At 58.2% G+C, this 17,324-nt stretch carries 13 protein-coding genes; 4 read left to right on the plus strand and 9 right to left on the minus strand.

Annotated features, from left to right (window positions below; genetic code table 11):
- Positions 1 to 30: 30 nt before the first annotated feature.
- The 5 genes from IAI51_RS10050 to IAI51_RS10070 are packed head-to-tail and all read right to left on the minus strand — an operon-like array spanning position 31 to position 7,081.
- A complete protein-coding gene (locus tag IAI51_RS10050; RefSeq protein ID WP_187678330.1) occupies positions 31 to 954 on the minus strand; it encodes a GNAT family N-acetyltransferase in 924 nt (307 codons plus the stop codon).
- Positions 932 to 2,242 carry a phenylacetate--CoA ligase family protein gene (locus IAI51_RS10055; RefSeq protein WP_187678331.1) on the minus strand — a complete coding sequence of 437 codons (1,311 nt, stop codon included), beginning with the start codon at positions 2,240 to 2,242 and terminating at the stop codon, positions 932 to 934. Before IAI51_RS10055 ends, IAI51_RS10050 begins: the two co-directional genes overlap by 23 nt.
- Positions 2,243 to 2,285: 43 nt before the next feature.
- Positions 2,286 to 4,691, minus strand: coding sequence for an aldehyde dehydrogenase family protein (locus tag IAI51_RS10060; RefSeq protein ID WP_187678332.1), 2,406 nt, complete (start codon positions 4,689 to 4,691; stop codon positions 2,286 to 2,288).
- Between the two features lies 1 nt (position 4,692).
- The gene (locus tag IAI51_RS10065; RefSeq protein ID WP_187678333.1) at positions 4,693 to 5,823 is read right to left on the minus strand and encodes an acyl-protein synthase; all 1,131 of its coding nucleotides are present in this window, start codon (positions 5,821 to 5,823) and stop codon (positions 4,693 to 4,695) included.
- A 10-nt stretch (positions 5,824 to 5,833) separates the two neighbouring features.
- Positions 5,834 to 7,081, minus strand: a complete 1,248-nt coding sequence (locus IAI51_RS10070) for an MFS transporter (protein WP_187678334.1) — start codon at positions 7,079 to 7,081, stop codon at positions 5,834 to 5,836.
- Positions 7,082 to 7,166: 85 nt separating this feature from the next.
- On the opposite strand from IAI51_RS10070, the gene IAI51_RS10075 reads away from it, so the two are divergent.
- Positions 7,167 to 7,343 carry a hypothetical protein gene (locus IAI51_RS10075; RefSeq protein WP_187678335.1) on the plus strand — a complete coding sequence of 59 codons (177 nt, stop codon included), beginning with the start codon at positions 7,167 to 7,169 and terminating at the stop codon, positions 7,341 to 7,343.
- Between the two features lie 11 nt (positions 7,344 to 7,354).
- Here the strand turns inward: IAI51_RS10075 and IAI51_RS10080 are convergent, their stop codons facing one another.
- Positions 7,355 to 7,495, minus strand: a complete 141-nt coding sequence (locus IAI51_RS10080) for a hypothetical protein (RefSeq protein WP_187678336.1) — start codon at positions 7,493 to 7,495, stop codon at positions 7,355 to 7,357.
- A 157-nt stretch (positions 7,496 to 7,652) separates the two neighbouring features.
- On the opposite strand from IAI51_RS10080, the gene IAI51_RS10085 reads away from it, so the two are divergent.
- On the plus strand, positions 7,653 to 7,841 hold the full coding sequence (locus tag IAI51_RS10085) for a hypothetical protein (protein ID WP_187678337.1): 189 nt from the start codon (positions 7,653 to 7,655) through the stop codon (positions 7,839 to 7,841).
- Positions 7,842 to 7,859: 18 nt separating this feature from the next.
- On the opposite strand, the gene IAI51_RS10090 is transcribed toward IAI51_RS10085, so the two are convergent.
- Positions 7,860 to 8,237: a fe2+ zn2+ uptake regulation protein gene (locus tag IAI51_RS10090; RefSeq protein WP_187678338.1), complete on the minus strand. Its 378-nt coding sequence runs from the start codon at positions 8,235 to 8,237 to the stop codon at positions 7,860 to 7,862.
- A gap of 300 nt (positions 8,238 to 8,537) precedes the next feature.
- Between IAI51_RS10090 and IAI51_RS10095 the strand changes: the two genes are divergently transcribed.
- Positions 8,538 to 10,883 carry an acylase gene (locus tag IAI51_RS10095; protein ID WP_187678339.1) on the plus strand — a complete coding sequence of 782 codons (2,346 nt, stop codon included), beginning with the start codon at positions 8,538 to 8,540 and terminating at the stop codon, positions 10,881 to 10,883.
- A 55-nt stretch (positions 10,884 to 10,938) separates the two neighbouring features.
- Here the strand turns inward: IAI51_RS10095 and IAI51_RS10100 are convergent, their stop codons facing one another.
- Positions 10,939 to 11,940 carry a FecR family protein gene (locus IAI51_RS10100; protein ID WP_187678340.1) on the minus strand — a complete coding sequence of 334 codons (1,002 nt, stop codon included), beginning with the start codon at positions 11,938 to 11,940 and terminating at the stop codon, positions 10,939 to 10,941.
- 152 nt (positions 11,941 to 12,092) lie between these two features.
- On the opposite strand from IAI51_RS10100, the gene IAI51_RS10105 reads away from it, so the two are divergent.
- Positions 12,093 to 12,362, plus strand: a complete 270-nt coding sequence (locus tag IAI51_RS10105) for a PepSY domain-containing protein (RefSeq protein ID WP_187678341.1) — start codon at positions 12,093 to 12,095, stop codon at positions 12,360 to 12,362.
- A gap of 57 nt (positions 12,363 to 12,419) precedes the next feature.
- Here the strand turns inward: IAI51_RS10105 and IAI51_RS10110 are convergent, their stop codons facing one another.
- Entirely contained in the window at positions 12,420 to 17,291 is a 4,872-nt protein-coding gene (locus IAI51_RS10110; RefSeq protein WP_187678342.1) for a dermonecrotic toxin domain-containing protein, read from the minus strand.
- Between the last annotated feature and the right edge of the window lie 33 nt (positions 17,292 to 17,324).

Raw genomic sequence — 17,324 nt, forward strand, 5'->3', positions numbered from 1 at the left:
CGGCCCGGTCGCCAGGAGCGGGCCGTTTTTTCAATGCCAGGTATCTGCGGTTTGCAGTTGCATCTGATCGTGCAGACGTTGCATGTTCGGGCAGTGCAGCGCCAGCGCACGCGGGTGCATACCCCGATGGAAAAGCGCCAGCCATCCCCCTTCATTTCCGTCAACGGGTGCCAGCCCGGTAAACACAAATCCGATAGTCGTCAGTCTGTCCAGGTCCCGGGCAAAGTGCTGCGACAGCCCGAGCCGGATAGAAATCAACCAGTGCTGCGGCAGTCGCCGTATCTGTTTTAGCAGGCCAGGGTCCAATTCCTTGATTCGCATGTCATGCCGATTGGCGTGTTGTTCAAGTTGAATCGCCGGGCCACGCCATTGAATGATTTGCTCCTGTGTACCGAATACCCGACACAGATGCTGCATGAAGTCCCGGCAACTGGCCGGCCAGGTCTGCCTGGGCAAAGGGCGTTGATAGCCGTCGATGACGCGACAGCCCAGGACGATCGATTCAGGCGCCGGGCTACCGAACGGTGAGGGCACGTAATCCGGCAACAGTCCGGTGTTGTGGAAGCCGAGGGTGGTTGCCATGCGTTGCGTGTACGGATGATGGGTCACCTGTTTGATTGATACGTCGTGACAGCCAAGCGCTTGTGCGTGCGCCAGCAGTTGCTGGCCCAGGCGCGTGGCGATGTTTTGCCCGCGGGTATCAGGATGTACGGCGCTCAATGCCAGTTCGGCGGTGTACGAGTTCGTGTCGCGAAACAACGTGGCGTGGCCGCGAATCTGTTGCCCGACCACGGCGACAAGCGAGTGCCAGCGCTTGTCGGCGTGGTTCTGGCTGATCAGATGCGGCAGGTACACATGGGGCTGCACGTAATGGTCGCCATAGACCTGCCGGAAAAGTTGGCTGACGGCCGTCGCATCGGTTTCGCGATAGTTACGCAGGATCAACTGTTCCATCGGCCAACTCCTTGTCGTTGTGTTCGTAGCGGCGCAGATCCAGCACGCGCAGGCATTTGCCCGAGCGGGGATGGCGTGGCAGATCTTCAAGCGTGCAACAGCGCACTTGCAGATCCAGAAGTTGGTCTGCCTGCAGTTGCGTGATCAACGGGTACAACTCGATAAGCCCGGCCTCCAGCCCCAGGTTGACCTCGGCCAAGGTGGTGGATTGGGCGGTTGCCACCCATTTCAGGCTCAATACGTCCTTGTGCGCGACCTGTTCTATGACCAGTTGCCAGTCGTCACTGGCGGCGGTGCGTCGAACCAGTTCGGCGAGTTCATCAGGAATCAGCGACAAAATACCCACCCGTACCCGTTGGCTGTTCGCGCTGCGGCCCTTGAGCGCGAATTTGCGCTGCGCACTGCCGACGGGCTCGCGCCAGCAGGCACGGTCGCCAACCGGGTAACGAATCAACGGCATCAGGCGCCGGTTGAAGTTGGTGATCACCAACAAGCCGGCGTGATCGCACGCCTCGATCACCTCACCGGACTGTTCGTCGATGATCTCCAGAAGGGCGTGACCGTCATGCATGCGATGCTCGCCGTCGGCACAGTCGCGATGGTTAGCGCCGATGAAGCCGGCATCGACGCTGGCGTAGCCAATAGAGCTGATGCGCGCATTGGGAAACGCCCGGTTGAGGAGGTGGCGCTGTGACGCAAACAGACTTTCTCCACCATAGAGCAGGGTATCAACGCCGGACAGTGTCTGCCCCCGATGCTTGAGCCAGCTCGCAAAGGTCAGCAGGTGGGCGGGCAAGCCTGCCAGCACATTGATCCGATTCTGCATGATCGCTTCGGCCAGAACGGCCGAATCGACGTCGCCAGTGAATGGAAACTCGGTGATATTTTCAGCGACATTTGCAAGGGAGTCGTGGATGAACAGGAAACTGGCGTAGAGATCACCTGCAAAGAACAGGTTGGCCACTCGGTCACCGGATTTGAATTGCCATTTCAGGCTGCTACCGAACTCACGCACCAACCGGCGCCATTCATCACGGGTATACACCGAAAGTTTGCCGGCACTGTTTGAACCGCCGGTTTTAAATACCAGTGCCTGTTCTACCGATCCTGTCAGAACCGGCCAATGACTGAGGATCTGACTGTCGCTCCAATATTCAACCGGATCAATCAGTGGTAGTTGTGTGAGCGATGTAATTGCGTCGGGAATATCAGCGAAGTGTTTCCCATAGTAGTGCGAGTGATGGCGAGCAAACGTTATCAACTCGTTTACGGAATCAGTTGTTTTCACAGCGTTCTCTTTTTCAATAATGGGCTAATCGAGTTCGTGGTTTTTATTGACGTCGCGAGTCAATCAATATCGGTGTTTTGCCGCTGTGTTTGTTTCGCGTGAAGTTTTGCGTGGCGCAGACCTCAACTTCCAGAACCAACAGAGCGGTTTCAATAACGGTCGCCAGCGTCGGGTAGTTTGCTAACCGGGTCCGGACTTCCTGTGCGTTGAGCTCGCTACGCAGTTGCATGCGCTCGAGGCCGTCGGGCGCATGATCGAGCAGCAGTTGAAACGGCACTTGCAGGTGCGACGCCAATTCGCTCAATGAAATGAAGTCGGTGCCGATGCGGATCAGCTTGCCGTGGCGTTGCAGCAGTTCGAAGCGCGGTGAGGTCAGTCCGCAGGCGCAGGGGCCGGACAACCAGCGTCCGCTGTCACCGACGTCGTACCGCTGAACGTGCTGCCCTTCCCGTGCGATGGAGGTGAACAGCAGTCGGCCGATTTCATCGCCAGCGACGGGGCGATCATCGTCGAACGCGACGATTTCCAGATGCTGGGTGTCGGTCATCAGATGGAACACGCCATCGGCTGTCGCCTGGCAGGCGTGACCGAGGGGGCCGGCGTCGACGCTGCCGTAGATCGCCGAGCGGATGCTGGACACGCCGCAACTGCGCAGCAGTGTCCGGCTCTGTTCGCTCAGGTGCTCGCCGCCGAGATACACCTTGTCGATCCCGCCATAGGCTTGCAGTCGTTGCCGTTCGTTGAGGAACAGGCGGTGCAGAGTACTTGGCATACCCATCAGTACGGTCACGCGCTGATCGACAATCAGTTGGGCGATTTCACGGTAATCATCGTCGGTCGGGGCACCCATGGGCAGGTGCGTGATGTCGAGCAGTTCGAGCACTTTGGCAAAGCTCAGAAAGCCGCCGTACAGCCCGCCACAGAAGAACAGATTCATTACCCGATCCCGCGATGGGTCGAGTCCCGCGGCGAACAAACCGTCGGCGGTTGCGCGCATCTGTCGCTGGAAATCACGATGGCTGTAACCCGACAACGCCGGTGTACCGCTGCTGCCTCCCGAACGGAAATACAACTGGGCTTGTGCGTTGATCGGCTGGGCGATGAACGCTTCTTTGTTCATGATCGGCCGGCCGGGCGGCAACGCGGGCGTTGGCGTGCGGTCGAGGGTGACATGGTTTGCCAGCACTGCGGCAGGCAAGCTGACAGACACGCGCCGGCTGAGCCGTTGCAACGCATAGACGCCATCGTGCGGTTCGCCGTCATAGCCATCGTGGATGCCGTCGATTGGCGCGATACGTGTCACACCTGCAGAAATCAACGTCCGGGCCAGTTCGCCGATGTGCGAGTCGGCGCACAGCAGGGCACAGCTTTGCAGGACATTGCGCCATGGCAGCAGAGAGGCAGTGATCAGCGCTCGGGGCACGGGATGCAGCAGCACACTGCGAAACAATGGCGAAGGACCGAGTTGGCGCTCATGCGCCCAGATCACCCGCCAGCCTGGCGCGCTCCAGACATAGCCGGTTTGATCGGCAAAACTTTGCGCCAGCCGGGACATTTGCATGTGCGTGGTGATTTGCGACGCCTCTTGAGGCGTGGGCAGCAGCGCCGGCCATTGCCCGCTGCGCCGTTCGAAAGCCGCGGCCAGGCGTTCACCGATGTCGCGCAGCACTGCCGGGTCGTCGCTGTCCACCAACAACCATTGCGGGCTTGAGCAGGCCTGCTGATCCAGCCGACAGACTTCATCCGCCACAGCGTCCAGGGCCTGCGGCGTGGCGGCATCGGCTGTCAGGTAGACGAAGCTGATGCGGTGTCCCCAATCGATCCAGCGGCAGCCCGCTGGAATCTGTTGACGAATCGCTTGCAGGGCCTTTTCACCGCCCCAGGCCGCGACACCGTTGGCGCGTTGGCACAATCGGCCAATCTGCGCAGTGCCGACCGGCAATACGGCAACGTAACCGGCGAGTTGTCCGCTCGGGTCGCATTGCTGCAAAGCGTCGAGCAGTCGGGCGGTCAGATGCTGATCGCTGCTGCTGGGGCGCAACCAATTGACGTTGCCCGCCAGCAAGCTTTCCAGTACCGCGCAGAATGCCAGCAGCGGCGCGTTACCCGGGGTGATGTGCACCACCAACCCGAGCGGACTCCAGCATTCGAAGCGCGCTTGCCGATAATCGATCCGCCGCAAAGAGTCGGGCTGCGTGCCGAGTTCGCGTTGCAGTTTGACCTGCAATTTTTCCGCGGCGCAGAAGTCGATCAGGCCTTGCCGTTGTTCGGTATCGAGTGCGAACGCGTCGGGGGTGTCGCGCAATTGCTCGGCAAAGCGTGCGGCGGCCGTCACCACGGTGCTGCTTTCAAGCGGCGTACTCAGGTGCTGCGCAAGATCCTGTTGCAGGCATTCAAGTGCGTCTTCGAAGTTGCAGGTGTCGTGCAGATGCCCATTTATCAAATACATCTCAGTGCCCCCCCAGCAATTCGGCTGCCGCCATCGCACAGCTTCTGCCCGCCGTTGTACCGGCGCGGCCATGCAGTTCGAACCAGTCGTTGGCCAGTCCACAGCCGCAACTCGCGCCGGGGTGTAGCGTGGCCAGATCACTCATCACGACGGCATGCGCAGGGCTGGACGAGATGTAGGGTGAGACAAAACTCAGCAAACCTTTTTGACCGTAGGGCAGGAGGGATAAATCTGTCGGATTGCGAACAAATACCTTCGAATAGACCGGGACATGGAAATGGTGCTGAGTACATTCGATGTAAGGCACGGCGTGCTCGACGGCGCCGTAGCCATCGCGACAGCGGGACGTTTCAATGCCCAATTGCCGGTGGATGCGGGCATAGAGCTGCTGTCTGGGGATCTCGTCGGCGGCTTGGGTTTTCCAGCCACCACCGAAGAAGGCCAGCGAGTCTGCGGGCAATTGAATATTGCCCACGCCGGTGTCCTGCATGCGTTGCAGGGTTTGCCAGAGAAAGGCCGGAAAGCCGAGGATGCGCACCGGCAGACCTTCTTCGGCGAACGACTGCAAGGCCTGGATGACGCCGAACACGTCAAATTGATGGCCGTTACCATTGTTGCGCAGGGCATAGACCACGCGATGGGGAGGGGCGAAACGACACAGAAACTGATCGGTGAACGAGGTCCCCAAGGTGATGCGACCTTGCGGCTCATAACTGAGCAGCAGGTAGTTGCACGGCGTGTTCGGGGTGTCCCAGCCGTAGTGACGGAAAATCTGCGCGACCATGAATTGGGCGGCGGCCAGGCTGCGCTCGTCATAGCGCATGCGACTTTTCTGGCCGCTGGTGCCGGAGGACGTCAATTCCAGAGCGTCTTCACCAACGCTGCTGAGCAGCAGTTTTTGTTTGAAGTAGTTGGCAAATATCGGCGGCAGGCGTGACCAGTCATCGAGACTCTCCAGATCGTGCGCGTCGAGTCCATTCGCATTCAACCAATGTTCGTAGCCGGGTGTGTGCTGGCAGTGAAACCGGCTGATTTCGGTCATGGCCTGGTTGAACAGGTCAGGCGGCACCGAATCCGCGCAATAGGGGTGTGTCAACGCGCAGAGCGCGTCACTTGAGGGTAAGTGGATCATCAATATTCCTTTATCGAATTGGAGCAGAGGTAGTTTTTGCGCCATGCAAGAAGCCGTGCAGCAAGGGCAGGCACAACAGGCCGCTGAGCGCGGCACACAGGGCGAATAGTTCAAGGTGAGTGCCACCGCCGATGGCGGCAATGATTGAGCCGCCGATGCCCATCACGGCAATCGAGATCATTCCGATCATGGCCGAGACCAGACCTTTGCTGTCGTCTGTGCTGAACAACGCCAGGCGATACAGCGCAGCATTGCTGATGCCCAGTCCCACGGCGTATAGCGCCAGACCGGCCACCACTGGCGCCAGGCCAGCGCCGAGCAACGCGCAGCCCATCAGCGCCAGCAGGCCCAGGCAGAGCGGCCAAAGCGCCAGTCGAATCAAGCGGGGTAGCGTGTGAGTGACCAGCAAGCGGTCGAGAATCAGATTCCCGGCAATCACGGCTGAGAAGATCGGGATTTGCCACAGGCCGTATTGCAGGGGTGTCAGGCCCGACACCTGGATCAGCAGCAACGGCGACAGCCCGATCCACGCGATCAGCGGCAAGCTCATCAGGCCCAGCGCGAGGCTCGCGCCAAGGAACCTGCGGTTGCCGAGCAGGGCAAGGTAGCGCTGTCGCGTCTGAGCAAGGGAGAAAGGGTGCGACGCTGGTTGGTACCCATCCCGGCGCACAACGCCTACGGTCTCCGGCATGCAGGCGTACAGCCCCACCCAGACGGCACCCGCTATCAAGCCCAGACCCAGAAACAATTCGCGCCAGGTCAACCATTCCAGCAGCAGGCTGCCGAGTAACGGGCCTAGTAACGGTGACAGCAGCGCGACATTGCCGAGCAGAGCCATCAGGCGCACGGCATCCGCCTCGCAGAATACTTCTTGGAGCGCCGGATAACTGACCGCCACGACAAAACCCAGGCCCATGCCTTGTACAAGACGCAGCAGATTGAACGCTTCGATGCTGTTGGTGATGAATGCCGCTGTACAGGACGCGGCGAACAACGCGCAGCCGCAAAGCAATACCGGCCGTCGACCCCATTGATCCGACAGCGGACCAATCAGCCATTGCAGGCAGACTCCTCCCAACAGATAAAGATTGAACGCGTAGGGAACATGACGGGCATCCGCTTGTAATTCTGCGGTGACGTTCAACATGGCCGGCATAATCAAGTCGCTGGCCATATAGGTCAGTAGTTCAAAAATGGTGAGCGCCAGACAAAAGCCGATCAATTGTCTGGGGCCGATTTTTATTAATGTTCTGTGCATGGACATCCCTGTTTAAAGTCTCGAAAGAGTTGCCAGAGACTAGGTGCAGATGTTCGCGTCGCCTAACGCTTTGCTGAGACATTAAATGTCCAATGCTTTCAGGTTGTTTAATGGATCCAATATTTTCGTAGTGCCGGAAGTTGCCGGCGGTTGGCAAGTTCCGAGGCAAAAAAATGCCCGCGAAGCGGCGGGCATTGTTTTCAAGTTGATCGGGGTTATGGCGCTCCTGCCCGGTACATTTTTGGCCGGGCGGGCGGGGTGAGTTGTGCTGTTCTAGCGGTGTTGATAATAGCCAGGGCCTCCCTGGTAAAAACGATGATGATCGCCATGCCCACCGCCGTGGGGGAAGATGATGCAACCACTCAGGGTCAGCAGGGCGAGAACGGGAATCAGCCAGGTGATTCGACGCAGCATTTGAAAGTTCCTCATGGTAATGCCGTCATGAAGCCAAAACTCTTCATCGGCTGTAACATGAGACCCCGATTGCTGCGGCGCATCCCCGTAAAACGGTAAGTGCATGGCATGCAAGCGGATACAAACCGGATACATTCCAAAGTTTCAGGAAACCGCAATGACCCAGAAGCAACGCTTGATTTATTCGATTCTGATCGCCGTGTCTGTGCTGGCGATCATGCTCGGCCTGTCCTGGCTGCAAAACGCCGGGAAGATCGATGAAAAGACGTTCCAGTACATCGCCATTGGCGTGGCAGTGGTCGTGGTGATTATCAACGGCGTGATGCGCCGCAAGGTCAAACCCTGACGGCGATCGCCAAGCGCTTCAATCGTTGTTGAGGACGGCAGCAGCCTGTGGATGCAGGCTGTAGCTCTTGTCCGCATTGAAGGTGATCACCCCCTCGGCGCACAAACGTTTGAGCACTTCGCGCACACTGAGGAAGGACAGCGGAATATCCAGGTCCAGCAATTGGCTGTGGACGCCGCGCACGCCCAGGCGACGGTCGCTTTGCGCCGCAACCAGCAGGGCATCGATGACTTTCAGACGAATCAGGCTGGTGCGCAGCCCGAAACTTTTCAGCAGCAGGCGGATGCGTTCGTTGCCGTGACGCTCGACGCGTTGCCCGAAATCGCTCGCGTGGGGGCTTATGGAAGCTCCTTTTGGGGCCTGGCTACCGTCCGTTGGTAGTTGCGAGTTGTACATGCGATTACTCCTTTTCAGAACCTGATCGGGAAAGGTTTTTGTGAACTCTCTAAACAAGACGTATCAGCTCGACAAATCATGAAAGAAAAAATGTAGAAAATTTGTCGGAAATTCGTCTTTTGCTTGTAATCACTGCCTTAACGCCCTGTGGCGGGCTAAATTTTTTTTCTTCGACTTCGTTCTCAGGACAGGCTCATTGCGCGTGGACGCGTGGGTGTTTCCAGAGTGGGTCCGCTGCCCGGCATGTTTTTCGCGCGGCAACGCCAGATCCGCTCTTCGGTATTTCGATCAGGAGCGAGCGTGATTATTTCCAGGCAATTAACCGGAGTGACCCTAGCCGGTATGTTTTTCGGGCTGAGCCTGTCCGCTCAGGCGTTCAGCCCGGCCGTCGATACCAGTGCACAGATCCGCCGTACCGGTTTTGGTGTGCCGCATATCCGCGCTCAAGATGAACGCGGTCTTGGTTTCGGCATCGGTTATGCCTATGCGCAGGACAACTTGTGTCTGTTGGCCAACGAGATCGTCACGGTCAACGGCCAGCGTTCACGCTATTTCGGCCCGGATCAATTCACCGTCGAGCAGCGCGAAAACCGCGTCAGCGATGTGTTCTTTACCTGGCTAAACACCCCTGAGGCGGTCAAAACGTTCTGGCAGGCACAGCCTGCCCAGGTGCGTGATCTGGTCGAGGGTTATGCCGCCGGCTACAACCACTACCTTGCCGAACGCCGACCGCAGGGCTTGCCGCAACAATGTCAGGGCGAGTGGGTGCGCGACATCGCGCCTGAAGATCTGGTGAAGCTGACCCGTCGCCTGTTGGTCGAAGGCGGTGTCGGCCAGTTTGCCGAAGCGCTGGCGGGTGCCACACCGCCACAGGCGACGGCGCAGGTTGAGCACGATGCACACGCCTACCAGATGGCAGACGCCCGCCAGCAGCGCTTTGCCCTGGATCGTGGCAGCAACGCCGTGGCGGTGGGCAGTGAGCGTTCGTTCAACGGTCGCGGGATGCTGTTGGCCAACCCGCATTTTCCGTGGGTCGGCGGTATGCGCTTCTATCAAATGCACCTGACCATTCCCGGCAAACTGGATGTCATGGGGGCTGCCTTGCCGGGCCTGCCGATGATCAACATCGGCTTCAACCAGCACCTGGCCTGGACCCACACGGTCGATTCCTCCAAGCACTTCACCTTGTATCGCCTGCAACTCGACCCAAAAGACCCGACGCGATATCTGCTCGATGGCCAATCACTGCCGATGAGCAAGCAGACGGTGTCTGTGCAGGTCAAACAGGCCGACGGGCAGGTGGTACCGGTCACGCGCGACATCTACAGCTCGAAATTCGGGCCGATTGTGCAATGGCCGGGCAAACTCGACTGGGACAATCAGTTCGCCTACAGCCTGCGTGATGCCAACCTCGATAACGATCGCGTGCTGAAGCAGTGGTATGCAATGAATCAGGCCGCCACGCTCCAGGATTTGCAGGATTCGGTGCACAAGATTCAAGGCATTCCATGGGTCAATACGCTCGCCGTGGATGACAAGGGTCAGACGCTGTACATGAACCTGTCGGTGGTGCCGAACGTCAGTAATGAAAAACTGGCCAAGTGCAGCGACCCGCGCGCCGGTACGCGGATGATCGTGCTGGACGGCTCCCACAGCGGCTGTGCCTGGGACATCGACCCACAAGCCGCGCAGAAGGGCATTTATGCTTCCAGCCAATTGCCGCAATTGCTGCGCAAGGACTTCGTCCAGCACTCTAACGATTCCGCGTGGCTGGCCAACCCGGCGCAACCGCTCACCGGCTTCTCGCCACTGATCAGTCAGGAAGGGCAGCCTTTGGGTCTGCGTTCCCGGTTTGCCCTGGATCGCCTGGCTGGCCTGAGCAAGAAAGGTTCGGTGGCGGTGAAGGATCTGCAGCAGATGGTGATGGACGATCAGGTGTATCTGGCGAGCCAGGTCGTGCCGGATCTGCTGAAGTTCTGCGCAGCGGATCTTGGCGCCGACGCGCAAGCACTGAAGCCGGTCTGTGCCAGCCTGAAGGCGTGGGACGGGCGGGCCAATCTGGATTCGGGTCTGGGTCTGGTGCATTTCCGGAACATCATGCAAACGTTGCAAGAGTCAGCGGATATCTGGCGCGTTGCCTTCGATCCACAAGATGCGCAACACACACCGCGCGGTCTGGCTGTCGAGCAGCCAGCGGTGGCCAGGCAATTGCGCGCAGCAATGCTGGCGTCGGCCGAACTGGCAGTCAAGATGGGCCTCACGCCGCAAACCCGTTGGGGGGATATCCAGGTGGTCAGCAGCGGCGGGCAGCAGACGCCGATTCATGGCGGGCCGGGCACTTTGGGGATCTACAACGCGATCCAGAGCGTGCCACGCGAGGACGGCAAACTTGAGGTGGTCAGCGGCACCAGTTACCTGCAAGTGGTGACGTTCGATGACAAAGGGCCGCACGCACAAGGGTTGCTGGCGTTTTCATTGTCCAGCGATCCGGCATCGAAGTATTCGCGCGATCAGACCGAGGCATTTTCGAAAAAACAGTGGAGTGTGCTGCCGTTTACCGAACAGCAGATCAAGGCAGATCCGCAGTATCAAGTACAGACCATTCGTGAGGCGGTGGACAAGGCGGGGAAAGTCGCCGCGCAGTAAACACAGCATGACCTGAGACACAATTGAAGGCCGCATCCCTTAAGGGGCGCGGCCTTCAGTTTTTTGGCGGTTGTTGCGGCATCGGATTGATCACCGGGTTGCCTTCCTTGTTGCGTGTCAGGTAGACGGGCAAGACTTTTGGCAGGGAGTTGGCCAGGTTGTTCAGCTCTTTGATGTTGTAGATGCCGCCCACCCGAATCAAACCGGTACTGTTGTCAGCAAGCATCAACGGCTTGTCCAGGTAACGGTTGATCAGCGGCAGGGCATCATTGAGCGCCAGATTGTCCAGCACCAGTTTGCCATTGCGCCAGGCCAGCGCAGTGTCGTTGGCGTAGGTCTGGCTGATCTGCGGTATGTAGTCGCCGTGTCTGTAACGCGCCTGCATGGCTGGCCCCAGACTCAACCCATCGCCCGGCAAAGCGGTATTACTTTTCACCAGAACCGAACCTTCGATCAGGTTCACCCGCACTTGATCTTCATACATCCAGACGTTGAACCGAGTGCCGGTGACGCGGATCTTGCCTTCACCCGCACGGACGACAAACGGGTGCTCCATGTCGTGACTGACGTTAAAGAACGCTTCACCCTTTTTCAGCGTGACCCGGCGTTCGTCCTTGTAGTTGCTGAAGGTCAGATCAGTGTTCAGGTTGAGTTCGAGTTGGCTGCCGTCGTTCAAGGTGACCTGGCGCACATTGTCGGTGGCCGAGAAGTGCTGATAGCTGTTGGGCAGCCAGCCGAGGTTCCAGCCTGTATAAGCGGCCAGCGGCAATGCCAGCGCGCAGACACCTGCGGCGATCGCGTATTGGCGCCACGCGCGCGAAGGCTGGCGAATCGGCACAGCGAGCGTTGGTTCCGGCCGAGGCAAGTGCTCGGCAACGTCCCAGATTTCCAGCATGGCTTCATACTCGAACGCATGCAAGGGATGCGCATCGTGCCATTGTTCGAATGCGCGACGCTCTTCGTCCGTGCAGTCGACGGCATGCAGACGCATGCACCAGTGCGCGGCGGCATCGGTGATCGCATCGTATTCGGCTTCCGAGAGAGTGTCTTGGGTCATTGACTCGTCCTGATTTCGCGCATTCTAACCTTGCCGGGAAGTCACCGAGAACAACCGTCATGGCATTTGCCCATCAAAGTGGAACTTATTTTTCGCTCAGGCGCCCAAAAAACAGGACGCCAATGACCACTATCCACAAATGGAGTGAAAAAATGATCAAGAAGACTTTCGCCGCCCTGATTGCTACAGCCACTTTGCTGACTGCGGGTGCAGCGCTGGCGGACAGGCCGGGGGCTGGCTGGATTACCATCGAAAAAGCCATCGAAACAGCCAAGACCAAGGCCGGTTACGTGGAGATTTACAAGATCGAGGCGGATAACGATGGCTACTGGGAGGGCGAAGGACGTAAAGCGGACGGCGTCGTCTATGAGTTCCGTATCGACGGTGCGTCGGGCAATGTGTTGCGTGACCAGAAAGACTGAGTTGCGTACTTGACTGAATGCGCAGGCTTAACCGCCTGCGCATTTTTTTTGCGTGTTTCAGGGCTGTGGCACAGGATCCAGTTGCCGGCCCATCTCGCAGATCAGCCGGGCGATGGAATCTGCGTTGCGCAGAATCACATCGATGCGCACATCCGGTGAGTTCTGATCAAGAAACGCATTGCGTGCTTCGTTCATGGTTGGGCTGGATGTCAGGGTAAGTATCGATTTGCTGAGGTCCTCGGCCCCCGGGATCTTGTCCAGACTGACGTACGAGCCTTTCTTTTTACTCCAGCGCGCAAACAGTTCGTCGCGGGGCGTCGCGAGTGACAGTGCTTGTGCCTGGAACGTTTCCAGTTCGTGTTTCATGGCCAATCCGTACAACGTGAAGGTCGTTATCAGGTCGTGAAAAGGGCGACGCGACTCCAACGTGGCGAAATCTTCGGCCTTGGAATATTGATGAGCGAACTCGTGGATCAATATCGCAGCTTGAGCATGGCCATCAATGTCGAAAGGTTGCCCCAGTATCGATTTATACAAATCCAGTTGTTGGTTGAAAAAGTTTTCGGTGAAATGAACCATTTTGCGGTCGTCGTTGCTCAGCACGAACGCAATGATCGATGAAAAGAATGTATTGGAGCCGACGACGAAGCGATCGGTGTTCATCAGGTCATCGTCGGGATCCACTAACGCCTGGCAAATGGGCACAATCGCTTGGTTGAGTTTGCGCAACAATCCGGTATCAACTTGCGTGACGCCAAAAAACACCCTGAGGAATCCGTCCAGGCGGGTACCGGGAACATTAGCTTTCAACTGGGCCAGGTTATGCAGGCAATTGAATGCATAAAAGCGCGCAAGATCGACAGCGTGCTGAATGACTTGCGCCTTCTGCGGATGATCGCGCCGTATCTGCGCCATGCCAATCGCTTCGATGTTCAACATTGTCCTGCGATCCATCTCCACGGCATAACGCTTGTGCAGTTTGGAGATCGCTTTGCCGTAGTGCACTGCATGACGATCGGGCGCCAGCAAGAGACGCGACCCCGTCAGCCTTAATGACGGACCGGGCTGTTGATCGTTGACGATCTGCCAGACTGCGCCCGGTTGTTCGACACGATGGACCTTGCCGGCAATGGCGGTGTAGGTGTGTTTGCTGGTCGGGTCCTCGTACGTGCCGTTCTTCGTGTCCCGTTTGAGATCCTCGAGTGCTACAGCCGATGTTTCAAATGGCTGTAACTCGGTGCGCAGGGGTGAGGTTGTCCGGATCTGCGACCAGGTGGGGGCGACCACTTCGGGCGGGTTCGTCGTCGTGTCGGCGACGTCGCTGCTACCTTCGGGTTTGATTGGGGTGGTACTCGGTATTTCGGCTGTCGTTTGCGCAGGCGTTTCGCTGCTGGCCTGCGTGGCCGCAGAGTCTTCGATCGCCAGGCGCCCCAGAGTGATCATTTGCAGGCCACCGGCGATAAACGATTTCAGGGCTTGCGTCCAGTGATGATCCTGCAGATTTTCCGCCGAGTCCTTGAAGTCTTTGTAAGCCTGCCAAAGAAACGTTACGTACGAGAGTTTGCCCGGCAGCAGGCCCGAGATCAGGCTGGCGCCATGGCTGAACAGTTTTTTCGCCGCGTCCCAATCGGCTTGGGCGGTGCTTTTGGACTGGCAACTCAACAGTTGCGGCAGTAGCTTGAGGTTGTCGCTAAAGAACCTGTGTAAAAGATTGCCGGTGATGGTGTTGCCCGACAGCGTCATCTCGCTGACTTGGCCGGCGCTTGATTGCAACAGCCCCCGAAACACCGATTGCTGTGTCTGCGGCAGGCGGCGAATCACCAGATCCTGAAAAGTGCCCGGTGTGTTCACTGCCGCGATCAGGCTTGCCTCGTCGGCGAATTCACGCAGCAGTTGTTCCGCATAAGGCACATAGACGACCCGAGGCCCGGTATGGCCGCTGCCCGGTCCAATGACATAAACACCTAACGCTTCCACGGCTGCTGCGCCTGCGGTTTTGATCAACGACAACGGATACACAAGCGCATGAGCACCTTCAACGGTGGTGCGCGCTATGCCATCCGGTATGTCCAACACCTGGCAGAGGTAGTCGAAGGCGCTGCCGGAGAGTTGTTGTTGCAGTTTCAATCCATGGGCATGTTGCAGCAGTTGCCAGGGGATCTGACGAATGAAGCGCTGTTTGCGCTCTTTGGCCTCAGGATGGCCATCGGTGAGTGCGTCCGTTATCGATTTGGCGAAGGTTGTGGGGATGTCCAGCGACAGCAACAATTGCCTGACCGTCGTTTGGTCCAGACCGTCCGGGAGCTGTTTGAGGGTTTTCGAGGCGACTGTGAAACCGGTGCCCTGGGCAATGTTGATATGGTTCAGCGCAAACTCGGTGAGGGGGCGGGCAGGCCCGGCCAAAGCCAGATTGGGCGTGATTTCGATGTCTTGCGGTTCCAGTTTGCTGTCTTTGAATCGAGTGTCGAGCAGTGACTTCAACGTTCGATTGACGTACTCGTCCAGCGAAGGCATGCCGCTGAGGTAGTCCTTGTGGTCGACCACGCTGTGACGCCATTGCTCAAGCAGTTCGAGGTGTATTTGCTGCTCGCCAATGGGTGCCATGCCTAACCAGGCAGGAAGCGCCTGCTGTTGATTGATGGCCTTCGCCAGGTGAATGGTGCGCAGCAGATTGGTATCGATGGCCGTATTGGTCAGAGTGGCCAGCGCTGAAGTCAGTCCGCTTCGGTCTTTGAAGCGCTGACGAAGCTCGTCACACCGTGCAATGAAGTGCTCGATGCCTGATTGCACGAGGTTGTGCAGCACATTGTCTTCGATCAACCGCAAGGCACCCAAGGTGTATTGCTGATGGAATCGGCGTTCTTGTGGAAGCAGATTTTCCAACAGTGACAGGCGCCCCGCGCTGTCCTTGAGCCTTTGATTCAGCGCCAGTCGCGCTACTGCGATGCTGTTAAACGCTTCCAGTCCCAGCGCGGGCGTCCACACAATCACTCTTCCTGAGTGCAAGTCGTCGAGGCCACCACGTTCAGTCAGCAACACACAGTGGGCTAGCGTCGATGAATCCTGACCGCCGGGAGTGTCCAGTGTGATCGACCAGGCATCAGGCCGAAAACCGTTGAGTGAACGCCGATTGTCGCGGCTGGGCTGATCGGAGTGGAACACGGTATCGACGATCATCTGTTCGGCGGCTTTCAGTGAACCACTGAGCACGCGCAAGGCCGCTTCACCCGTCACCCCGACAAAGAGTGAATGAGCCAGTCGTGATTTCATGTTTTCCAGGTAGCTGCGTTGTGCTTCGACGCGGGTCACGGGCTGGACTTTGAATGAACTGGTGAGCAAGGGCTCGATTTCTTCGCAGGTTCTCGCGACCACTGCGGCTTTCTGCGCCCGCACTTCGGACGGTTGTTGAACACCCGCCAGCACTGGCCGTGTGGTCCAGCGCTCACCGGCATCGAGCTCCAGCAGGCGTTCATGAATCATGGCGCGAATATCCAGAGCCTTGTCGAACATGGCATGGATGTCTACGGCTCCGTCGCTGTGACGGAACACTTGCAAGGCGTATTCGATGCTCTGTCTCTGTTTGGTGATGATCGCCTCAAACAGCACTTTAAAGATCTCGCCGCCAACGCTTTCTCCGGTCACCTGCGGCCGGTCGAAGCCGATAAAGCGTTTGCGCTCTTCCAGGTCCAGCAATCCGTACAGTTCGTCCTCGTGACCAGGCGCGCGGAACTTGCTCAACACAGTTCTTTTCAGGTCGTTGTAATCGGCAAGCACCTGCAGCCCCATGGTCGGGGTGTAAAGACAAGCGTCGGTGTGGCTGATCATCAACGAGCCTGCCAGTTCGACAAAGTTGGGTTCGTACTCCCACAGGCGCACGGTTTCGATGGTCGGGCGACGGGTTGGCAAGGCCGCGGGGCGAATCATCTGATGCAGGATGGCGAACTGGCTGGCATCGATGATGCCGGTTTCGCGTTTGAGCATCAGCTCGGCGCGTGCCTGATCTTCAAGGGCCTCACCGAAGAATTCACGTCGCGAGGCGCCCGCCCTGGCAGGGTCCTCCCAAAAGCGCTCCATTTCGCCAAACAGCAATATCTTGAGTTTGCCCGATGCCTGTTGCAGAGCGTTTTCCCATATCGCCTGATCGCCTGCGAACGGTGCATGCCTGGGGTTGGAAAACTCATGCAGCTGGTCAGTCGGCCAACGTTGATGCCGATAAAGCGTCAGCACCGCATCGCTCAGACTCGTTGAGTCGTGCCAGTGTCTGGACGCCGCCGGGACACTGTCTTTGATGGTCGCGTCGGTGTAGAAATTGACCCGGGTTTGGGCCCGTTTGATGTGGGGGAAATCGGCCTTCAACAGATCCTCAAGGATCGTTTCCACCAATGACGTCAGCGAAGGCAATTGCTTCAACTCGGCCAACATGGCCTCGGCGTTCAATTGCTGACCCGCGAGAATGGCGGCCTGCTGATGCTCGAACACATCGCCGTCGATGGTTTCGTACGTCAGCGTGAGGCTCCCTTGCTCGACAACCTGTCTGCGCTGGGTCAGCGAGAGAAAGGCCAATGTCTGATCCTGCTCATCAGCGTCCTGCAAGCGCTTCTCAAGTAACGTTTCAAGCGTCGCAAGGCTGTCGTATTTCTTGATGCCGTCGTAAGGGGTGTACAGGATCGCGCCCTTGTCGTCGGGGGTCTCGGTGAGTATGAAACTGCCGGCCAGGGTGATGGCGGGCGCCGGGCCGGCTGCGATACGAATTTTTTGCGCGACCATGGACGGCGATTGCTTGTTGCGCAGCGCCTGTGTGGCCAGTTTTACATGGGCCAGCCAATCGAAATCCTTGCCGTTGAGGTTGTGGGTTTGCCCCAACGCTTTCCACTGGCCGGGAAAATTCAGGGTTTCGGGGAAAAGCAACGGGGCGGCGGGATCGGGCATCTTCGACTCTCGGTAATGGCGCGCTCGGCGCGA

The sequence above is a fragment of the Pseudomonas sp. N40(2020) genome (genome assembly GCF_014472415.1).
In the GTDB taxonomy this organism is placed as follows: domain Bacteria; phylum Pseudomonadota; class Gammaproteobacteria; order Pseudomonadales; family Pseudomonadaceae; genus Aquipseudomonas.

Coding starts and splice junctions, on each gene's coding strand:
- IAI51_RS10050 (WP_187678330.1), bottom strand. CDS start 954: ATGGAACAGTTGATCCTGCGTAACTATCGCGAAACCGATGCGACGGCC.
- IAI51_RS10060 (WP_187678332.1), bottom strand. CDS start 4,691: ATGTATTTGATAAATGGGCATCTGCACGACACCTGCAACTTCGAAGAC.
- IAI51_RS10065 (WP_187678333.1), bottom strand. CDS start 5,823: ATGATCCACTTACCCTCAAGTGACGCGCTCTGCGCGTTGACACACCCC.
- IAI51_RS10070 (WP_187678334.1), bottom strand. CDS start 7,081: ATGCACAGAACATTAATAAAAATCGGCCCCAGACAATTGATCGGCTTT.
- IAI51_RS10075 (WP_187678335.1), top strand. CDS start 7,167: ATGTCCAATGCTTTCAGGTTGTTTAATGGATCCAATATTTTCGTAGTG.
- IAI51_RS10080 (WP_187678336.1), bottom strand. CDS start 7,495: ATGCTGCGTCGAATCACCTGGCTGATTCCCGTTCTCGCCCTGCTGACC.
- IAI51_RS10085 (WP_187678337.1), top strand. CDS start 7,653: ATGACCCAGAAGCAACGCTTGATTTATTCGATTCTGATCGCCGTGTCT.
- IAI51_RS10090 (WP_187678338.1), bottom strand. CDS start 8,237: ATGTACAACTCGCAACTACCAACGGACGGTAGCCAGGCCCCAAAAGGA.
- IAI51_RS10100 (WP_187678340.1), bottom strand. CDS start 11,940: ATGACCCAAGACACTCTCTCGGAAGCCGAATACGATGCGATCACCGAT.
- IAI51_RS10105 (WP_187678341.1), top strand. CDS start 12,093: ATGATCAAGAAGACTTTCGCCGCCCTGATTGCTACAGCCACTTTGCTG.
- IAI51_RS10110 (WP_187678342.1), bottom strand. CDS start 17,291: ATGCCCGATCCCGCCGCCCCGTTGCTTTTCCCCGAAACCCTGAATTTT.